Here is a 16874-nt window from a genome sequence, read left to right as displayed (position 1 = left end):
TTAAAAACCCCCTGTTAAGTTCCATGATTTTCTAGATTCCAAGTCTGATAACTCAATAATTTTTTGAATAATACATTGTTCATTACTATGTAGACTCATAGATGCAGCGGATCTCAACATTTCATGCTCGCCAATACAAATGTCCTCTTTCGCATGTACAAACATCGGTACATCATTTGCATCGTTGCCGAATGCAATGAATGTTCCTTCTTCTACCCCCAGCTTTTGTAGCCCTTTCCATTTATCAATACCTAACGGGCTTATATCAATAATGTCCTCTTGGTGATGTTCATATATTTGCACAGGTAGCGCCTTCAACACTTGCACTAACCTTTCTTCATTACCATTAGGGAACAACACAACTTTCACCATTTCATCAATGCAGTCAATCGATACATTAGTAGCTAACTGATTGGCGCATTTCGATTACGGATATGGGTATTGGTATACCTGAAAATGAAATCCAAAAAATATTTAATCGTTTTCATAAAGTCGATGCTGCCCGAAACAGAAATGTAAACGGAAGCGGATTAGGCCTTTCTATTGTAAAAAAAGTCATTGACCTTCATAGCGGAGCAATAACAATGGATAGTGAACTTGGAAAAGGAACGATTTTTTCTATTTACCTTCCGAAACAACAAGAAGGGACTATTCATATGCAAAATAAAAAATAACCTGCATTCACTGAGCCTACTGAAAAAATACCTACTTTGAACAAGGAACAAAATTTTTATTAATATACAGCGATCAAAAAGAAGATAACTCCCTTTATACAATAGGAAGTTATCTTCTTTTTCTGCAACATATTTATATATAAACTGTAGACCCGTCTTTTGTAACCTTTTGTTCATATTCCGTTCATATTTCCTCTTTATGATAAGAGCATAGAACGAAACAAGGAGGAACGAATCTAATGTTTTTAGCACTTAAAGAATTAAAACAATCGAAATTACGTTACGGATTAATCGGTACAATCATGATGTTATTATCATTTCTTGTACTTATCATATCAGGTCTAGCAAATGGATTATCTCATGCTAATGCCTCTTCTTTTATCGAAATGAAAGCAGAAAAATTTATTTTATCAGATGATGCAGATGGTAAATTGTTACGCTCTCAAATTAAGAAAGAAGATGTAGATAAAGTATTGGCACAGGTTGATGCAAAAGATGCAATTCCAATGCATATTAAAGTATCAACATTTGAAAAAGAAGGAAGTTCCAATAAAGTTGATGTTGCTATTTTCTCAAGTAAACAAGATTCATTCATTGCTCCAAAAGTGATTGAAGGAAAAAACGGTACGTTAGAAAACAATGAAATCGTTGCTGATGAATCTATTAAGGAAAAAGGAATCAAGCTTGGAGATAAGCTAGTAGATCCTATTTCTAAAAAGGCTTTCAAAGTTGTCGGATTTACACAAAATCAAATGTTTAGTCATTCACCTGTTGTTCACATGAATGAAAATGAATGGGACAGCATTGCACTGCCACATCAAAAAAATTACAGTGTAATCGCCCTAAATACTGATAAAAAAATCGATAATGCAACAGTTGTTGATAAAAAAGAAGTACTGCAAAGTATTCCAGGTTATAAAGAAGAACAAGGAACATTAACAATGATTATTGCGTTCTTACTTGTAATTTCAGCATTGTTAATTGGCGTTTTCTTCTATGTCATTACATTACAAAAAACACATCAATTAGGTGTATTAAAGGCAATCGGAACAAAAAACTCATATTTAGCAAATACTTTAGTTGTACAATCTATAGTCTTAACTGGCGTTGCTCTTATCATCGGCATTGGCTTAATCTTTGCTGTAGAAACTGTTCTACCAGCTAGTATGCCGTTCTTATTAACAACAACAACAATCTTGCAATATACAGGTGCCTTTATCTTAATTAGTATACTGGGTACATTAATTTCTCTATATCAAGTATTAAAAGTAGATGCATTAGAAGCAATCGGAGGTGGCATGTAATGGTAACTGAAGTAAAATGGGATAACCCAGCGTCATTATTAAAGCTTGATCAAGTAAGCAAAGTATACGGCCAAGGTGAAACAGAGGTAACTGCCTTGCACCCAATTACGTTAGATGTAAAAGAAGGCGAATTTATCGGTATTGTTGGTCCATCTGGCTCTGGGAAAAGTACATTACTTTCCATTGCAGGTGCACTGCTCTCTCCTTCAAAAGGGAACATTTATGTTTCTGGTCAAAATATAACAAGCTTATCAGAAAAGGAAATGACCGATATTCGCTTAAGAAAAATCGGATTTATATTCCAATTCGCAAACCTCGTACCTTTCTTAACGGTAAAAGAACAACTTCTGTATATCGCTAAGTTAAAAGGAGAAGATAAAAAAGAAGCTGGTAAGTTTGCAGAACAATTACTGAAAACATTTGGATTAGGACATCGCATGAATCATCATCCAAATCAACTTTCAGGCGGTGAAAAACAACGTGTAGCGATTGCTCGTGCGTTCATGAATGACCCAGACTTAATTTTAGCTGACGAACCGACTGCTAGTCTTGATTCAAAACGTGCAAGAGAAGTCGTTGAATTAATGAAGCAAGAAGTGAAGAAAAATAAAAAATCAGCGATTATGATTACACACGATGAAAAAATGCTTGATGTATGCGATCGAATTTTAACACTTCGCGATGGAAAATTATTACGAGAAAACGAAGTGTAAATCACAATAAATAAAAAAACTTTCTTATACCTATTTCCATAGGGAATAAGAAAGTTTTTTCTTTATTCACAAGTACCTCTTCATTTTTTGTTTACAACATAATACAATTTAAATATAATAATTACGCCAATTTCATATGTAATATTGCGTTCATATTCTATTCATAATTCTCATGTAACATGATTTATATAAGGAACATGACTGTTAGAAAGGAATGATGAACGTGTTGGCATCTGCTATTACATGTATTACAGCTGCACTCATTTTTTATACAATTGGCGTATGGAGTGAAAAATTCCAAAAGACATTAAAACCTTGGCATGTCGTTATTTTTTGGCTCGGACTCGTATGTGATACACTCGGAACTACATTAATGGAAAAGATGGCAGGAGCAGGATCCCTATTCAGTTTCCACGGAATCACAGGCTTAGCCGCCATTTTACTGATGTTATTCCATGCTGTTTGGGCAACAATTGTGTTAATCAAAAAAGATACAAAAATGATGACAACATTCCACAAGCTAAGTATTATCGTCTGGTTCATTTGGCTGATCCCATATATTTCTGGCCTTATATACGGAATGACAAACCACTAATAATCGCAGCCTACTATCCAAAAATAAACATTGCTAATGCTACCTAGGAGGTATATGATGAAAAAGTTATATAATGCAGCATTCACTTATTTAATTATCGGTTTATTATCAGGTATATTCGCGAGAGAATATGCAAAAGCGCAAGGAATTCAAGGTACGACTTTACTAAACCTATTACACACACATGTGTTAGTTCTTGGATTTTTATTCTTCTTAATTGCCTTAGCCCTATCAAAATCATTTGCATTCCATGAGGCAAAAAGTTTTAACATGTGGTTCATCGTCTATAATGTAGGATTAGTTTTAACAGTATCTTCATTGGCAGCGCGCGGACTTCTGCAAATCAATGGAGCTGATTTTAAAGGATTAAGTCATATTACAGGAATGTCTCATACGATCATTGGTATCGCTCTCGTTTGGTTTATGATTCTATTAAAAAAATCATTCAAAGGATAAAAGGAGGTCAAACATGAGCTTAGCTGTTTTATCAAGTATTATTGCTCTTTGTATGGCTGTTGGAATGATGTTTCTTCGCTTAAAATCAGCAAAGAAACCTGTAACACTTAAAAAAATTATACTCCCGCCAATTTTTATGAGTACGGGAGCATGCATGTACTTCTTACCAGAATTTCGCTTAACATCATCTGAAATTCTCGAAGCAGTTATCGTTGGTTTATTTTTCTCTATTTTTCTTATTAAAACGTCAAAATTTGAAATACGTGGAAAAGACATCTTTTTAATACCTTCTAAAGCATTCATCTTTATTTTAGTCGGTTTACTAGCTGTCCGCCTCGGTATGAAAGAATATTTAAGTCAATCAATTGATTTAGGACAATTAAGCGGTATGTTCTTCTTACTTGCTTTTGCGATGATCGTCTCTTGGAGAATTGGCATGTACCGTTCGTTTATGAAATTGCAGCGGGAAATGCAGTTTGTAGGCAAAAGTCTTTAATCGAAAAAAGTGAAGTAAACGTCAAGCAACTCTAAAATCAATCTTTATTGTATATTTTGAAGTTACTTGACGTTTACCTTCATACTGTTTCCAAGTCTTATAATCACCATTGTTTGCTGATACAGTATGTTCAGTCATGAAAGGATACAAAGTAAAGGCAACTGTAATAGGTATAATCAACAATACTTTTAATATCATGTTCCATACGTTAATTCTTACTCCTAAATTGTTTAACTTACTTGGTTAATAGCGTTCTATTACTAAATCCTCATAATCATATCTAGGGTCTAGTTTAACCTCACCTTTATACTTAATTACATGAATCTTATTGCCTAATAATGCCTTATCATATGTTTCTTGCTTTACCCATACCTTTTGAAGTTCATTATCTACGTATAATGTCAATGTAGGGTGTTTAAATATGATATGCTCTTTTTCGATTTGTCTGTCTATAACAGTCACCTCCATAGGCTTACCATTACGAATTAGTTCTCTATCTTGAAACCCCTCAATTACAGAAAGTACAACAAAGAGTAAAACGAAAAGACTAATGTAAATCCAAGTCTTCTTTTTCTTTTCTGATTCGGGTTTCTTATCTAACTCTTCAAAATCATCTGACTCTTTTCCTAAGTTTATCTGTTTCTTTTTGCTCATTCGTATACTCCTATATGGTATTTTGGGTCAATCTTAATTCTACCTTTGTACTGAATCGCTTCGAATGTGTCACCTTTCTTTACGCCATCATAGAAAGGTTTATTTACGTGAATACTGTATAGTTTATTATCTAAGTCATACTCTACCGTATAATCGGTACCTCCTCTTGCAGGCAGTTCTTTTTTACTTACAACTACAATTTCAACTGGTTTTCCTTTTTCTAATAGTTGCTGTTCGTCCCTATTTAGTACCCATATAAAAGGAAATAAAGAAACCATGAGTACAATACAATGAAAACAAGAAGTGCTAACATCTCTCTATCTCGTCTTCTTAATAAGAAAACAGTTAAGGTTAAGATACAAAGTGTACTACCATATAATGGATATATTTATTATAAATTTCTATTGGGAGTGAGAAATAATAATGGTAAATCTAGAAGACTTTTATAATAAACTTGGAATTGATAGAAAAAATCCCCCAGAACGTATAAATCATAAGATGAATATCTTTCCTACCCTTCATACATTCTGTTGTGAAGAAAATACTGAAGAAAAAGTAGTAGACTGCACAAAAATTACAAGTATATTTCACGGTAGTTATGAAGACTTTAGCGTATTAGATGCGTTTGAAAAAACGAAACATTTTGATGAATGGAAAGAATACCTAAAGAACCCTGAGTATTACAAAAAATACCTACAAAGTCCTCCAGCTATACGTGCTAAATTAAAGGGGCGCAGTGGGTACGAGCGAGATAGCATCTTTTTAACAGAGTATAAAGGTCATTTTTATGTAATAAATGGAAATAATAGGGTCCTATTTGCTAAAGTTATTAATTCCCCTGTCTACGCAACTGTTACGGTATACAAACACGTTCCGGAACGTGTTACATTATTTGAAGCAGCAAAAGAATTAGGACTACACCTGGAGAATTTTCCTGATAAACCAGAGAAGACATATGTATATCTAACACGATTATTTGATTTTAACGAAAAACCAATTTTCCAACAGAGTTTTGAAGAATTCGGAACTTTAAAGGATCTGAGTGATTTCTTATATTTGTATACTAAAATCCCGGTAAAACCAGCAGCAACCAAGAAACTGTTTTCAGGTATGTTAACATCGATTAAAGCATCTAGAGATAAAAAAGAATTTATTACAGAACTATGTAAATACAGTGAGGAACATAATTTACTATATAGAACATACGATTGCTTTATTGTCAATTATGATATGTATGTTGAAAATAAAACAAAGAGTCTATCCCCATCCGTACATTCTTAAATGTTACTTTGAAATAAGGCTTGATTAAAACCCACAATCCAGCATTTTATAATAAATCAAAAAAATCCACTTCAACCATATTTTTTTGCCTTGAAAGATTTTATTTTAAAATTATCTACGCAGTTTTTTCAAATATCTTTAGATGAGTGAAGATCCTTGTCTATAAAGAACCCACAATTTTCTCATCATCTACTTCATATTTTACTAAGCAATCATTTTCCATGACTAGTTCTTTGTCAACTAAGTTACCTGTGACACGATCAACTATTTTTTTATAAACTTTATTTTGTCTGTATACTTGACCATCTACTTTTTTTGCAAAACGATGATCTTCTTCAACGATAGAATACGTATATGGAGGATACTGGGATGCCCTAATTTCACCATAGATGTATTCTTCGTCAAGATGTAGATTGACTTGATAGGAAATATTTGAATTGTTTCTCAATTTGAGATCAATAATACCATTCATCAAAGTGGCGCCTGTTCCAAATGGAATCACACGTCCATAGTCAGGGAATGGATCGAAACTATGACGATATCTTTCTACTGTTTCCAACTCTGAATGAAGAAACATCCAGTAGAGAAGATTCCCTAACTGACAGAGACCACCGCCTATTCCCTTTATCGCTTCGCCATTCATTAGAATAATTCCTTCTTTATATCCAGCCTTTTCACTGGAATTACCAACAAGATGCCAAAATGAAAATGTTTCTCCCGGTTTAATTACAACCTGGTTTATTTTGCAGACGGCTAGCTTTAGATTGGTGATTTTGTTATATTGTAGCTGTATATCCGTATCACCTAACTTTCTAATAAGCAAAGATTTATGTTTATAAATTCTGTAAGGTAATGGATTTTGCTCAAATGTTTTTGAAAATTTATGACCTTCAAGACGATCGCTTATTTTTTTAAACAGCCTACGTTGTCTGATTCTAATAGGAATTAAAAGAGGAAACCTTTGTGTTAATAATTTTCTTGCCATTGAGAGTTGAGCTCCTTTATATATTATTCATCTATATATTGTATTCAAATTTACACCTTATTCATCATCACTAAGCAAATTGATATGTATTTCTTACTGTATTACCTTATAGTACATATAAAGGTTCTGGTGCAAGGATAAACTAAAAGAGAATATAGCGCATATATTTCTAGCGAGATCGTATTTTATGCTATAAGTTCAAACACTTGGTGGATGAACTCTTTTTAATTTTGGCCAGACTGATTCTGTAAATCTACTGTTTATTGAATAATTAAAATCTCTTATTGCAATGTTAGGTATTTTTCTCTGAAGATGGAACTTAATTCACTCCAAACATCAAATTTATTACCATCTAAATCATAAAAAACAAAATTCTTTCCAGTATGTCCTCTGTTTTCAATCTCTCCAACTTTTATTTCTTTTTTAATAAAATCACTATGGATTGATTCAAGTGCATTTAAACCATTAACTTCAAATGTTAAAGAGAAGCGCTCTTCACCGCAAAAATCGTGAAAATTTAAGCTTTGATTTTCTTGGGATTTAACCAGGAAAAAACTTTGGTTTGCAAAGTTAAGAATAGCCTTGTCTTCGTCTTTATAGCTTAACTCTGCACCTAGTTTGTTTACATACCATTTTGAAGAAGGTTCTACATTGGTAACAGGAATATAAATAGTTCCAACCCTCAATAATTTATCTTTCATTCTATTTTCTCCTTTCAGTAACTTAAATAACATTAATAAATATGTTCTCTTTTTATGTACCTATTGCCTTTGTAAATTCTATAATTTTCCTTATGATGTTTCGTTAGTTCAACAAACATGCTCCATTAAATGCTCCGATTGAGGAAGATCGTTTTCCAGTTAGTTTCTTTTCATGCATTAGTGGAAAAACAACCCTTTAATAAGAAACAGGTACTTTTCTTTCATTCTTTTCACTAACTTTAGAGTCTAGCGTTTTTGTTATTATGTAGTACAAAAATGTACCAGTTAATCCTAGAATAAGAAGCAATCCCCCCATATATATGGGACGAATCCACTCTCCAACGATGATCAACAACGAAGATACAATCATTGCTCCGTAGAAAGTCAAGCTATTAAAAGCCATATAGGTGCTACGAGCGTTAGGTGGTGCGAGTTCCCCTATCATCGCCTGTTTAATAGGAACATACATCAGTTCACCAATGGTTCCAATAAACATGGCAATAAAAAGAAACAACACGCTATTTGTAAAAGCAAAAACACTAAAGCATATAGAAAAGATCAACATCCCTGTAACTAGAGTCCAGCGATCACTCCACTTTTTAAATAAGAATAATACAACACTTGATAGGAGAACTACAAGAATTGTATTCTCCGTTCGGAGAAAACCCAGCATCTTTGTGCCATCAAGCATGAAATCTATTCCAAACAATGAAGCTGAATGATGGGGTATATCTTTTTCAAGACGAATCCCAATATAGTTTGTTAAAGACTGTTCCAAGGAAAAGATCAAGATCGCTCCGAAAATATAAAACATAAACAGCTTATCTTTTAAAACGGTCGAATAGGTTTGAAACATCTCTATTGATGAAAATTTTTTCTTATAATTAGAAGACGTAGATGAAGGTTCAGGTGTATAGGTTTCTGTGATGAAGAATACGGTCATGAATACAGATAACAAAGAGATTAGTGAAATCCCAATAAATAACTCGAACAAGTGGTTTTTAAAAAGAAATGCTCCAATGATTCCTCCAATAGCAGTTGATAAATTACCCAACCAGTAGCTAATTGTAAATACGAGCTTTCTCGATTCAGAATTAGTAACATCAATGATCATAGCTTGTGCTGCTGGCTGAAACATTCCTCCACAAAACATATTGATGATAAAGAATGCTGCGGAAATATAAGGAAGGTTAAACCAAGGGGAATTACAAAGTGCTATAAACAGATACGAAAGCAATATACCAAGCTCAGAATAAATCATTATTTTTCTCCGACCTATTTTGTCTGAGACATGCCCCCCGATAAAACCTCCAATGATCCCACTAATCACAATTATTATAAGAATAATACCCGTTTCAGTAGCTCCGATTTTCTGAGCAAAATAGATTGCCAGAAAAGGTATAACAGCCATGGAAATAAGGCTGCCTAGAAATTGCATGGCCAGGCGAAGTTTGATGTTGGGATGTATATCTCTCAATTTCATATAAATCACTCCTTATTTATTAGAGATAGGTCCAAATAATCTCAGGGCTTGTATCGTTATATCCTTCCACATCAAGTTTGTATATTCATCAATAAACGTTAAACGCATTCCGTTTAAGATGGATAAGTACGACCCAGCAACTAATGAAGGTGATTCTTCATAAAAGTAACCCAGCCTTTGCCCTGCTTCAATAACCGGATGAATACAGTCTATAAATACATTTACGAAATCGTTTAGTTCTTTAAAAAGCTTTGGAAATCGATCAGGTCTCGCAAGAACCTGCTGAATTAGGCGTAGGTATTCACTTTTCATTGAAAAGAGTTGTACATGGCAATCTATCATTTCCTTCACAACTTCAAGAGGCTCACCTTTAAAGTGTTCTTCTATCTCAATAAAATATGGTTTGATTTCCTCCAATGGCTCCAAAATCGCTGATTCATATAGTGCTTCTTTTGAATCAAAATACGTAAATACGGTACCAAAGCTAACTCCTGCTTCTTTTGCTATTTCGGCAACTTTTGTCTCTGCAAAACCATTCTCACTATATAATTTAATTGCGGCGTTTAGGATAGTAGATCTTTTTCTTTTCTTTTTTTCATCATTAGTAAGTCTAGGTTCCATTCAGATACTCCTTTCATAATAAATGATTGATTAATCAATCAAATTTTATTGTAATTTGTTTCCATTGTCAATATAATGAAGGAATTTATTTTCATATTTTTACATTTAGTTATATTCGAACTTCGTAAACGAATAAATTTATTTATCATTTTAACCGAGAATCCCCCACCTCAAAGCTCTTGTAGAGGTAGGTGGGGGTAGTTCAATAATCGATATTAACATAAATATCAAGTCTTCTTTCAGCATGAAGTTCTTGTATCAGAGGCTTATTATCTAATTTTTCTATATTCATAGATTGACAAAGTGAGACCTAATATCAAAATAAAGAGAATACTGCAAGTTCCAATTGGATAGCTAATGAATGTTCGTCCCATACCTTCATGAGGGCTAAATATAAGTGGTACTATCCAAGGATACAAAAAATTTCCGGGTGAATTTACTAACATAATGTTGAAAAATAAAACTAAACACATCAATGTTACTACATAAAGAAAACTCTTCCATTTTATAGCGATCAAAGAAGCTATTGGTATTAAACAAAAATGCATGATTGCCATTAATGATACTACTTTAAGTTGCCTCATGAATAATTTAAATGTAAAAGGTAAATCTGTAATTAACATACCTAAACAGAAAGGTAGAACAAGTATTATAAGCATTGTAAATACAATAAAACTAAATATAATTAATAATTTACCAAAATAAAATTTCAACTTAGAAATAGGACTTGTAAATAAAATGAGATTGGTGCCTTCTTGGTATTCTCTAGAAAATATATATCCAGTTACAATATAGAAAGTAGCAGTACCAGTCATAAGGTTAAAGAATATATAGATTGTTTGATAATATTCATCCCACCCAGTTTGAGCTATAGAATATTTAGGGTTTGAAGCGTATATAAAAAATACAAGTAATACGGTGATCAATTGTAGTGAAGTAGTCAAATATAATAGTTTGGAACCTTTGAGTTTAATCAGTTCTGATTTTAGTACAGCTTGCATCATTTTTCACCACCTGTTATATTCATATAATAATCTTCCAGTGATTGTTTTAGTGTTACAATTTCAAAAACACCAATCCCAGAATTGACTAATGCTGTATTTAAGTGTGCTGTATTTTCTACGTGGTTATTTATCAAAATGCGTTCAGGAGTTAGTTGATAATCTAATTTATTTATCATACCTTTAAGAATATTAATACTTTCATCGATCTTATCAACCTTTAGACTCAAATGTTTTTTGAAATTCCCCTCTAATTCTCGCATACTACTTTCCTTTAGTAATTTACCTTCATGAATGATTCCAATTCTATTTGCTAACTGCTGTACTTCACTAAGAATATGGCTAGATATTAATATTGTCTTTTGATGTTCTGCAGCCAAATGAATAAGTAATTTGCGTATTTCTCTAATTCCAGCTGGGTCTAATCCATTTGTTGGTTCATCCAATAATAATAAGTCAGGATTATGTAGTAAAGAACGAGCAATACCCAAACGTTGCTTCATACCTAAAGAATAGTTTTTTACTTTTTTATCTCTAGCATGTTGTAAATTAACAATATCTAAAACTCGTTCAATTGCTTTCGATTCATGTATATCCATATAATTACTACTAATACGCAAGTTATCAATTGCATTTAAATTACCATAAAAACCTGGATATTCTATAATAACACCAATTTTTTTAAGAACCTCCCGATTATTGAAATCGAATTCTTTTCCAAAAAGGTATATATTACCTTTAGTTGGTTTTAATAACCCCATTATCATCCTTATCGTTGTGGTTTTCCCTGCACCATTTTCTCCTAACAGACCATATATTTCACCTTTTTTAATATGTAATGATATGTTGTCGACTACTGTTTTGGAATCATAAATTTTTGTAAGATGAGATGTTTCTAATACATATTCCATATACACGCCCCACTTTTTTTAATTAAGTATACAACACTAATTTACCAAATAAATACAAAACAAATAGATAGGCTACACTGAACTAGACAAAAAAATTAAGGTCAAGTAGACTACAAATAAATGCATATCTATGTTTAACCGTCGCAAGGAAAGTGTTAGGACTTACTGCCATTGACTATCAAGATAAGCCAAATAACCCCCACCTATGCAAAATGAAGTGCATCTCAATTGTTAAACTCACTCTAACTATTGGGGTGCACTTCATTTTTCTATTTGGTAGACATTTGCTATCTAAAACATTATTAATCCATGAATTCCCTATACACATGCATAATTTGAAAAGTTTCAAACCCTAACAATTTATACAGATTCTCTGCCTTACTATTCCCTTCTATATAACAAAGTTGAATAGAAGTAGCCCCTTTACTTAATGCTTTATTTATCCCAAACTGCGTAATTTTTTTGCCATATCCCTTCCCCTGATATGCCGGTGAAACCATAATATGATCTAAATATCCATCTTCAACAGTAACTGCTCCTATAAGTTGGTCATTATGTAACGTTACATATATCGGCTTGTTAGATAACGTCTTTTTGTCTTTTTCATTTAGCGGGATTACATAGGGCTTAAAATCATTTTTCACAGCTATTTCATAAAAACATTCTGTCCTACACTCGGCATATTGTTCGTAAAACTTATCTTCATAGGGAATGAATTCAATATCTACCTCTGGTTGAACTCCTCCCGTATAACACATACTTGGTGATCCAAACCACTTTTTATACCCGTACCTTTCGTAAAAAGCAGCTGGATTTTCTTTATCTACCCTCACTCCGGTTACTAAAATACTCGGATTTTCACTTTCTACAATCTTATAAATTTCTTGATGAAGTAACGTACCGATTCCTTTTCTTCTTTCTCTTGGATCTACATAAACTTGAATATCCCACTCTCTTTTCTCTTCATTTCTTATAATCACATAAGCAAAGCCTTTTACTCCTAATTCATCCCACACTAAAAAATTTTTAGAGTCCCTAAAAATTTTCATCATATTATTCAAATCATGATCTATTACTTCCATACTACTCATTTTTATAAGCTGCTCTAAATCTTCAAACTTACATTCCCTTATCATATAAAATTCTCCTCAAATTGAAATTTCGTCTTACTCCCCAACATTAAAGTATTCTCTAGAATACTTTAATTTCCTACAAAAGACATGAAAATGCACTCAGAACATCCGTTCTAACACAAACAAACCTTAACAAGGTGGAGGCCGCTTCATAAGAAAAAAATCATCAGGTCAACGTCTGATGATTTTTTTGTGCATTTTCTCTACGTAAACGTAAAGTAACTCCAAAATATATATTAAAAGTTGATTTTGGAGTTATTTTTTGTTTACTCTATGTTTGTTTCTAAAGTTAAATCTGTATAGGAATTATCCTCACCTATATTTAAGATTACTTCACATTGACGTAATCTCAATTCAAAGAGCGTTATAGAATCATGATAAACTTCAGGATTTGATTTCATTTTATGCAGTGTATCTTGTTTTTCTTGTATTTCTAAATGAGTGTTTGCTACAGCTTGTTTCAACGCGCCAAATGGATTTCTAAAGAACATATGAATATCCCGCTCTAGTGCGTTTTCAAATAGCTCAAATTGCAAGAAAAATTTGTTCATAATAGAAGCCGTTACATCGGTATAATCTTCATTTTCTAAATACTGTTTGTATTTGTTATATAGCATAGCTTTATTTTTAGGAAGAACTCCAAATAATTTACCGGCACTTTTCAGTAAAAATTGTGCTGGTGTAAATCGGCGTAAGATATTTACTTCTTCCATTTGTATTCTAGTTGTCATTCTATCAGTATCTCTGCGCCAGTCATCAAGCACTTTAAAGTCACATTCTAACCGTATTCGATTTTCTCCACATAAAGAATTAAGTCCTTCACTGATTTCTTCTAAGTACGATTGACTTTGAAGGAACTCGTTATTAGAAGTTGCAATCCAATTTTGCATAGAGCGAGCAAGATTAGGTAACACAGTTTGTTCTAGATATTTTTGAACTCTTTCGTTCATCGCTGTATTTAGTTCAATATCAATGTGTCCAAAATCGCTTTCTTCACTAATTAAATCAGAACAACTCTGCAATAGTTTCGGAATATGCTCTGTAAGATCATTGGTAATTTCGTTTTTCATTGTACGATATGATTCTGTAATTAAATGAATTTTTTCCTTCTCAAAAGCTGTAAGGTTATTAATAAAACCATTTAGTTTAACTAACATATCTTCATTCCAATTAATAGAATCCACTAGGTTGTTTTCCATCTCGACGCGTTTATCCAAAAGATATGTAATTGTTTTTCGAATGAAAAACAATAGCTTTTCAGTACGTTCTGCATCGATATTTTTATGGTTAAAGTTAAAATGAATAAACTCAGTTAAATCGTTTAGTTGTTGACTATTTGTATATAACGAAGAGTAAGGGAAAATTCTCGCATGCGGGAAATATGCGTTTATTCTCGCTTGCGTATCATGTATAACTCTTTTTGCTTCTGCTTCACTGTAAATGTTATCGATTTTATTTAATAAGAAATGAATTTGTAGATTTGGTGTATGTTCTTGAATACTTAATAGAATGTCACGTTCTTTGTCAGTAAAAGGTGAATCCGCATTCAATACGAATAATAATTCGTCTACAGAATTTAAATATTCGAATGTCTCATCTCTAGTGTCGTTGTTCCTATTAAAGCTAGGTGTAACAACGAATGCAAGTTTATTTTTACTTAAAAATCTGCATGGTAATTTAAATTCAACACATGCTCTATCTCTATATGTTTGGCGGTGTAGAGACATCATGTTATGGAAATCAGAGAAATTCTCAGTTGTTGTAATTGCTGAATCTGTTATATCGTTAATTTCTGTATGAGCATCATTTTTAAAGACAACTACATTTGAGATTGAGTTTTCTAATATATTTTCTCCTAGTATAGAGTTAATAAATGAAGCTTTTCCGTTTCCTGAAGTTCCAGTTACTAAAAGGCGATTTGTTCTTAAATCTGCAAGCTCGCCAACTAACCATCTAAATCGATGACCAATTTCTAAATTATTTTTTTGTGCCCACTGTGTAATAGATTCAAAAAGATGTAAACTATACTCTAAGCCATTCACATGATTAATAGAATATGACAGTAGGTTTTCCGCATGTTTTATATTTGCTGAATCTATTTTGGAAGGGAAAATCTCATCCCATGCCAATACTGCTGCAGATGGAAATACAGCATGAGACGGATTGGCTACCTTTAACCAATTTGCTAAAAAGTTTGGAATGATATCGTGTAATTGTCTTAGCATATATTGACCTTGAATTAATTCAAAGTACGTTTCTTCGTAAAGAGAAGAAATTTTGTCCCATATATCGGACGAATGTATTTCGATATGTAAGAAAAATTCATTTATTGTTTTAAGCCATAATAAGTAATTTTGTTCATTTTTATAGCTGTGCCAAAGTGATGAAACAATTTGCGTAAATTGTACTTGATCTACATTATTTAATGTAACTAATACTTTATAAAAATAGTCTGGTGAAATATTTTTAGTAAATCCTTTATCGATATATTCTTTTAGAACCTCAAACCATGGAAAAGATTCTGTTCGAATTAACTCATTCACAGCAAGCTCTACTGCACTGTCAAAATCTTGCTGTTCTTCATAAAAGGAACGTGCAATTGTTGTGACGTTTGGATAATCGGGATTTAAAGAAACCGCTTCTTTAATAACAGCGAAAGCTGAATCAAGATTATTTTGCTCGATGTAAAGAGACAGTAATTGCAGTACAATTTCGGTCATAAGTATTTTGTTATCAGTAGTAATGGAGGTATAAACATTTTCAGCAACTGATAATTGGTTAAGTTCGAAGTAAGCATCCGCAATATTTTTTTGTGCCCATGGTGCTAATTCATTACTGACTTTCTCCCATTTAAAAATAGCTGTTTCAAAATCTTGATGGTGATAATAAAATTCACCTTGTGCAAAACGAATATAAGATCCATCGGAAATCTCATTTTTTTGTTCGTTTAAATAAGCTCCTCCAAGTACTTGAAGAGGTGGATGTGTTTCATTCTCCATTAGGAATGTTTCATAATATATCTTTTTTATTAATTGTTTTTCTAATCTCATTTTTTCCCCCACTATATCTCGAAAAATACATTTTTCTCCATTTGTCAATACTTTTTTGTATTTATGCTTTTTATTTTAACAAAGAATTTCTTTTGGTAAATTTCAATTTCCTTTCATTTTTTAAGTAAGATTGAATTTTAATGAGAAAAGTTTCAGTTTTTTTTCAATTTCCTTTCAGTTGTGAAACAACATTAGATGTTCCTAATAACTTAATACGAATATAATATTCCATATTAAGTTGTAACATTCCATGTAGGGGTTCAGCCGAGATACGTGTAAAACTAGGTCACGACGATACATTATTTACCAATAATCGTTTTTCGTATTTTATCATAATAAAGTTGTTTACTTTTGCCCTTATAAACACTGATAACACCGTCCAAATAATTCGAACGGTGTTCAAAATAGTTGTTTATTCTTTTAAGACCTGTACTCATTTTACTCATAATCAGTAACAATAAAGTCATTTAAAAAACTAGAATATGAATAACTTATGCGTACCCGTTAAAAAGGAAAACTGAATTATTCCTCTCTCACTATAATAGTTTACTTTACTTGTATATAATCCTGTATTTTGGCAAAATAACTCCATGTTAAAGATATTACTGTGGATTTGAAATAAAGTCACGATGTTCATAAAAAGTTGCGATACTTTACCTCTCATGCCTATCAACTTAAGAATTTTATAACGCTCCCAAAACAAAAAATTGTACATTTTCACCTGGAGATGCCAAATTTCTCGTTTTGGGGTATTTGCTTTTCTTAGCTTGATTGTGATGTGGCGGTCCCCCCCCATAGACATTTTTAAGTTATATA

General features: G+C 32.3%; 18 protein-coding genes. 7 read left to right on the top strand and 11 right to left on the bottom strand.

Features of this window, described 5'->3' with window-relative positions; translation table 11 throughout:
• Entirely contained in the window at nt 1-372 is a 372-nt protein-coding gene (locus ACM6HU_RS09910) for an HAD hydrolase family protein (protein WP_016133211.1), read from the bottom strand.
• Nucleotides 373-434: 62 nt separating this feature from the next.
• Between ACM6HU_RS09910 and ACM6HU_RS09905 the strand changes: the two genes are divergently transcribed.
• The 6 genes from ACM6HU_RS09905 (at nt 435) to ACM6HU_RS09880 (ending at nt 4238) form a co-directional block, all read left to right on the top strand.
• On the top strand, nt 435-674 hold the full coding sequence (locus ACM6HU_RS09905) for an ATP-binding protein (RefSeq protein ID WP_016115860.1): 240 nt from the start codon (nt 435-437) through the stop codon (nt 672-674).
• 239 nt (nt 675-913) lie between these two features.
• Nucleotides 914-1978 carry an ABC transporter permease gene (locus ACM6HU_RS09900; protein WP_414848122.1) on the top strand — a complete coding sequence of 355 codons (1065 nt, stop codon included), beginning with the start codon at nt 914-916 and terminating at the stop codon, nt 1976-1978.
• Nucleotides 1978-2691, top strand: coding sequence for an ABC transporter ATP-binding protein (locus ACM6HU_RS09895; protein WP_016115862.1), 714 nt, complete (start codon nt 1978-1980; stop codon nt 2689-2691). The genes ACM6HU_RS09900 and ACM6HU_RS09895 overlap by 1 nt, the downstream gene beginning before the upstream one ends.
• 223 nt (nt 2692-2914) lie before the next feature.
• Entirely contained in the window at nt 2915-3286 is a 372-nt protein-coding gene (locus ACM6HU_RS09890) for an HsmA family protein (protein WP_016115863.1), read from the top strand.
• Between the two features lie 57 nt (nt 3287-3343).
• On the top strand, nt 3344-3742 hold the full coding sequence (locus tag ACM6HU_RS09885) for a DUF2871 domain-containing protein (protein WP_016115864.1): 399 nt from the start codon (nt 3344-3346) through the stop codon (nt 3740-3742).
• A 13-nt stretch (nt 3743-3755) separates the two neighbouring features.
• The gene (locus tag ACM6HU_RS09880; protein WP_016115865.1) at nt 3756-4238 is read left to right on the top strand and encodes a CcdC family protein; all 483 of its coding nucleotides are present in this window, start codon (nt 3756-3758) and stop codon (nt 4236-4238) included.
• A 243-nt stretch (nt 4239-4481) separates the two neighbouring features.
• Here the strand turns inward: ACM6HU_RS09880 and ACM6HU_RS09875 are convergent, their stop codons facing one another.
• Together ACM6HU_RS09875 and ACM6HU_RS09870 are read right to left on the bottom strand one after the other, a co-directional pair.
• Nucleotides 4482-4892: a hypothetical protein gene (locus ACM6HU_RS09875; RefSeq protein WP_088094492.1), complete on the bottom strand. Its 411-nt coding sequence runs from the start codon at nt 4890-4892 to the stop codon at nt 4482-4484.
• Nucleotides 4889-5170 (bottom strand): hypothetical protein, encoded by a 282-nt coding sequence (locus ACM6HU_RS09870; RefSeq protein ID WP_016115867.1) that lies wholly within the window; start codon nt 5168-5170, stop codon nt 4889-4891. Before ACM6HU_RS09870 ends, ACM6HU_RS09875 begins: the two co-directional genes overlap by 4 nt.
• Before the next feature lie 145 nt (nt 5171-5315).
• Between ACM6HU_RS09870 and ACM6HU_RS09865 the strand changes: the two genes are divergently transcribed.
• Entirely contained in the window at nt 5316-6173 is an 858-nt protein-coding gene (locus ACM6HU_RS09865) for a hypothetical protein (RefSeq protein WP_016115868.1), read from the top strand.
• A 160-nt stretch (nt 6174-6333) separates the two neighbouring features.
• On the opposite strand, the gene ACM6HU_RS09860 is transcribed toward ACM6HU_RS09865, so the two are convergent.
• The 8 genes from ACM6HU_RS09860 to ACM6HU_RS09825 form a co-directional block, all read right to left on the bottom strand.
• Nucleotides 6334-7158, bottom strand: a complete 825-nt coding sequence (locus tag ACM6HU_RS09860; RefSeq protein ID WP_016115869.1) for a VanW family protein — start codon at nt 7156-7158, stop codon at nt 6334-6336.
• A gap of 281 nt (nt 7159-7439) precedes the next feature.
• Complete coding sequence (locus ACM6HU_RS09855) at nt 7440-7859, bottom strand: VOC family protein (protein ID WP_016115870.1); 420 nt, start codon at nt 7857-7859, stop codon at nt 7440-7442.
• Between the two features lie 196 nt (nt 7860-8055).
• Nucleotides 8056-9342, bottom strand: a complete 1287-nt coding sequence (locus ACM6HU_RS09850) for an MFS transporter (RefSeq protein ID WP_016115871.1) — start codon at nt 9340-9342, stop codon at nt 8056-8058.
• Nucleotides 9343-9354: 12 nt separating this feature from the next.
• Entirely contained in the window at nt 9355-9963 is a 609-nt protein-coding gene (locus ACM6HU_RS09845) for a TetR/AcrR family transcriptional regulator (RefSeq protein WP_016115872.1), read from the bottom strand.
• 269 nt (nt 9964-10232) lie between these two features.
• Nucleotides 10233-10967, bottom strand: a complete 735-nt coding sequence (locus tag ACM6HU_RS09840; RefSeq protein WP_016115873.1) for an ABC transporter permease — start codon at nt 10965-10967, stop codon at nt 10233-10235.
• Nucleotides 10964-11875 carry an ATP-binding cassette domain-containing protein gene (locus ACM6HU_RS09835; protein ID WP_016133212.1) on the bottom strand — a complete coding sequence of 304 codons (912 nt, stop codon included), beginning with the start codon at nt 11873-11875 and terminating at the stop codon, nt 10964-10966. Before ACM6HU_RS09835 ends, ACM6HU_RS09840 begins: the two co-directional genes overlap by 4 nt.
• 302 nt (nt 11876-12177) lie before the next feature.
• The gene (locus tag ACM6HU_RS09830; RefSeq protein WP_414848121.1) at nt 12178-13011 is read right to left on the bottom strand and encodes a GNAT family N-acetyltransferase; all 834 of its coding nucleotides are present in this window, start codon (nt 13009-13011) and stop codon (nt 12178-12180) included.
• A gap of 263 nt (nt 13012-13274) precedes the next feature.
• Complete coding sequence (locus ACM6HU_RS09825; RefSeq protein WP_016115876.1) at nt 13275-16058, bottom strand: dynamin family protein; 2784 nt, start codon at nt 16056-16058, stop codon at nt 13275-13277.
• Nucleotides 16059-16874 lie beyond the last annotated feature (816 nt).

It is taken from the genome of Bacillus sp. IT-79MI2 (genome assembly GCF_949768135.1).
Classification (GTDB): domain Bacteria; phylum Bacillota; class Bacilli; order Bacillales; family Bacillaceae_G; genus Bacillus_A; species Bacillus_A pseudomycoides.
The sequence above is the reverse complement of the archived record's forward strand: the minus strand, read 5'-3'. Positions and strand labels throughout refer to the sequence as shown.

Bases quoted from the DNA above. Each gene is read 5' to 3' on its own strand.
- ACM6HU_RS09910 (WP_016133211.1), bottom strand. From the start codon at position 372: ATGGTGAAAGTTGTGTTGTTCCCTAATGGTAATGAAGAAAGGTTAGTG.
- ACM6HU_RS09905 (WP_016115860.1), top strand. From the start codon at position 435: ATGGGTATTGGTATACCTGAAAATGAAATCCAAAAAATATTTAATCGT.
- ACM6HU_RS09900 (WP_414848122.1), top strand. From the start codon at position 914: ATGTTTTTAGCACTTAAAGAATTAAAACAATCGAAATTACGTTACGGA.
- ACM6HU_RS09895 (WP_016115862.1), top strand. From the start codon at position 1,978: ATGGTAACTGAAGTAAAATGGGATAACCCAGCGTCATTATTAAAGCTT.
- ACM6HU_RS09885 (WP_016115864.1), top strand. From the start codon at position 3,344: ATGAAAAAGTTATATAATGCAGCATTCACTTATTTAATTATCGGTTTA.
- ACM6HU_RS09880 (WP_016115865.1), top strand. From the start codon at position 3,756: ATGAGCTTAGCTGTTTTATCAAGTATTATTGCTCTTTGTATGGCTGTT.
- ACM6HU_RS09875 (WP_088094492.1), bottom strand. From the start codon at position 4,892: ATGAGCAAAAAGAAACAGATAAACTTAGGAAAAGAGTCAGATGATTTT.
- ACM6HU_RS09870 (WP_016115867.1), bottom strand. From the start codon at position 5,170: ATGGTTTCTTTATTTCCTTTTATATGGGTACTAAATAGGGACGAACAG.
- ACM6HU_RS09865 (WP_016115868.1), top strand. From the start codon at position 5,316: ATGGTAAATCTAGAAGACTTTTATAATAAACTTGGAATTGATAGAAAA.
- ACM6HU_RS09860 (WP_016115869.1), bottom strand. From the start codon at position 7,158: ATGGCAAGAAAATTATTAACACAAAGGTTTCCTCTTTTAATTCCTATT.
- ACM6HU_RS09855 (WP_016115870.1), bottom strand. From the start codon at position 7,859: ATGAAAGATAAATTATTGAGGGTTGGAACTATTTATATTCCTGTTACC.
- ACM6HU_RS09850 (WP_016115871.1), bottom strand. From the start codon at position 9,342: ATGAAATTGAGAGATATACATCCCAACATCAAACTTCGCCTGGCCATG.
- ACM6HU_RS09845 (WP_016115872.1), bottom strand. From the start codon at position 9,963: ATGGAACCTAGACTTACTAATGATGAAAAAAAGAAAAGAAAAAGATCT.
- ACM6HU_RS09840 (WP_016115873.1), bottom strand. From the start codon at position 10,967: ATGATGCAAGCTGTACTAAAATCAGAACTGATTAAACTCAAAGGTTCC.
- ACM6HU_RS09835 (WP_016133212.1), bottom strand. From the start codon at position 11,875: ATGGAATATGTATTAGAAACATCTCATCTTACAAAAATTTATGATTCC.
- ACM6HU_RS09830 (WP_414848121.1), bottom strand. From the start codon at position 13,011: ATGATAAGGGAATGTAAGTTTGAAGATTTAGAGCAGCTTATAAAAATG.
- ACM6HU_RS09825 (WP_016115876.1), bottom strand. From the start codon at position 16,058: ATGAGATTAGAAAAACAATTAATAAAAAAGATATATTATGAAACATTC.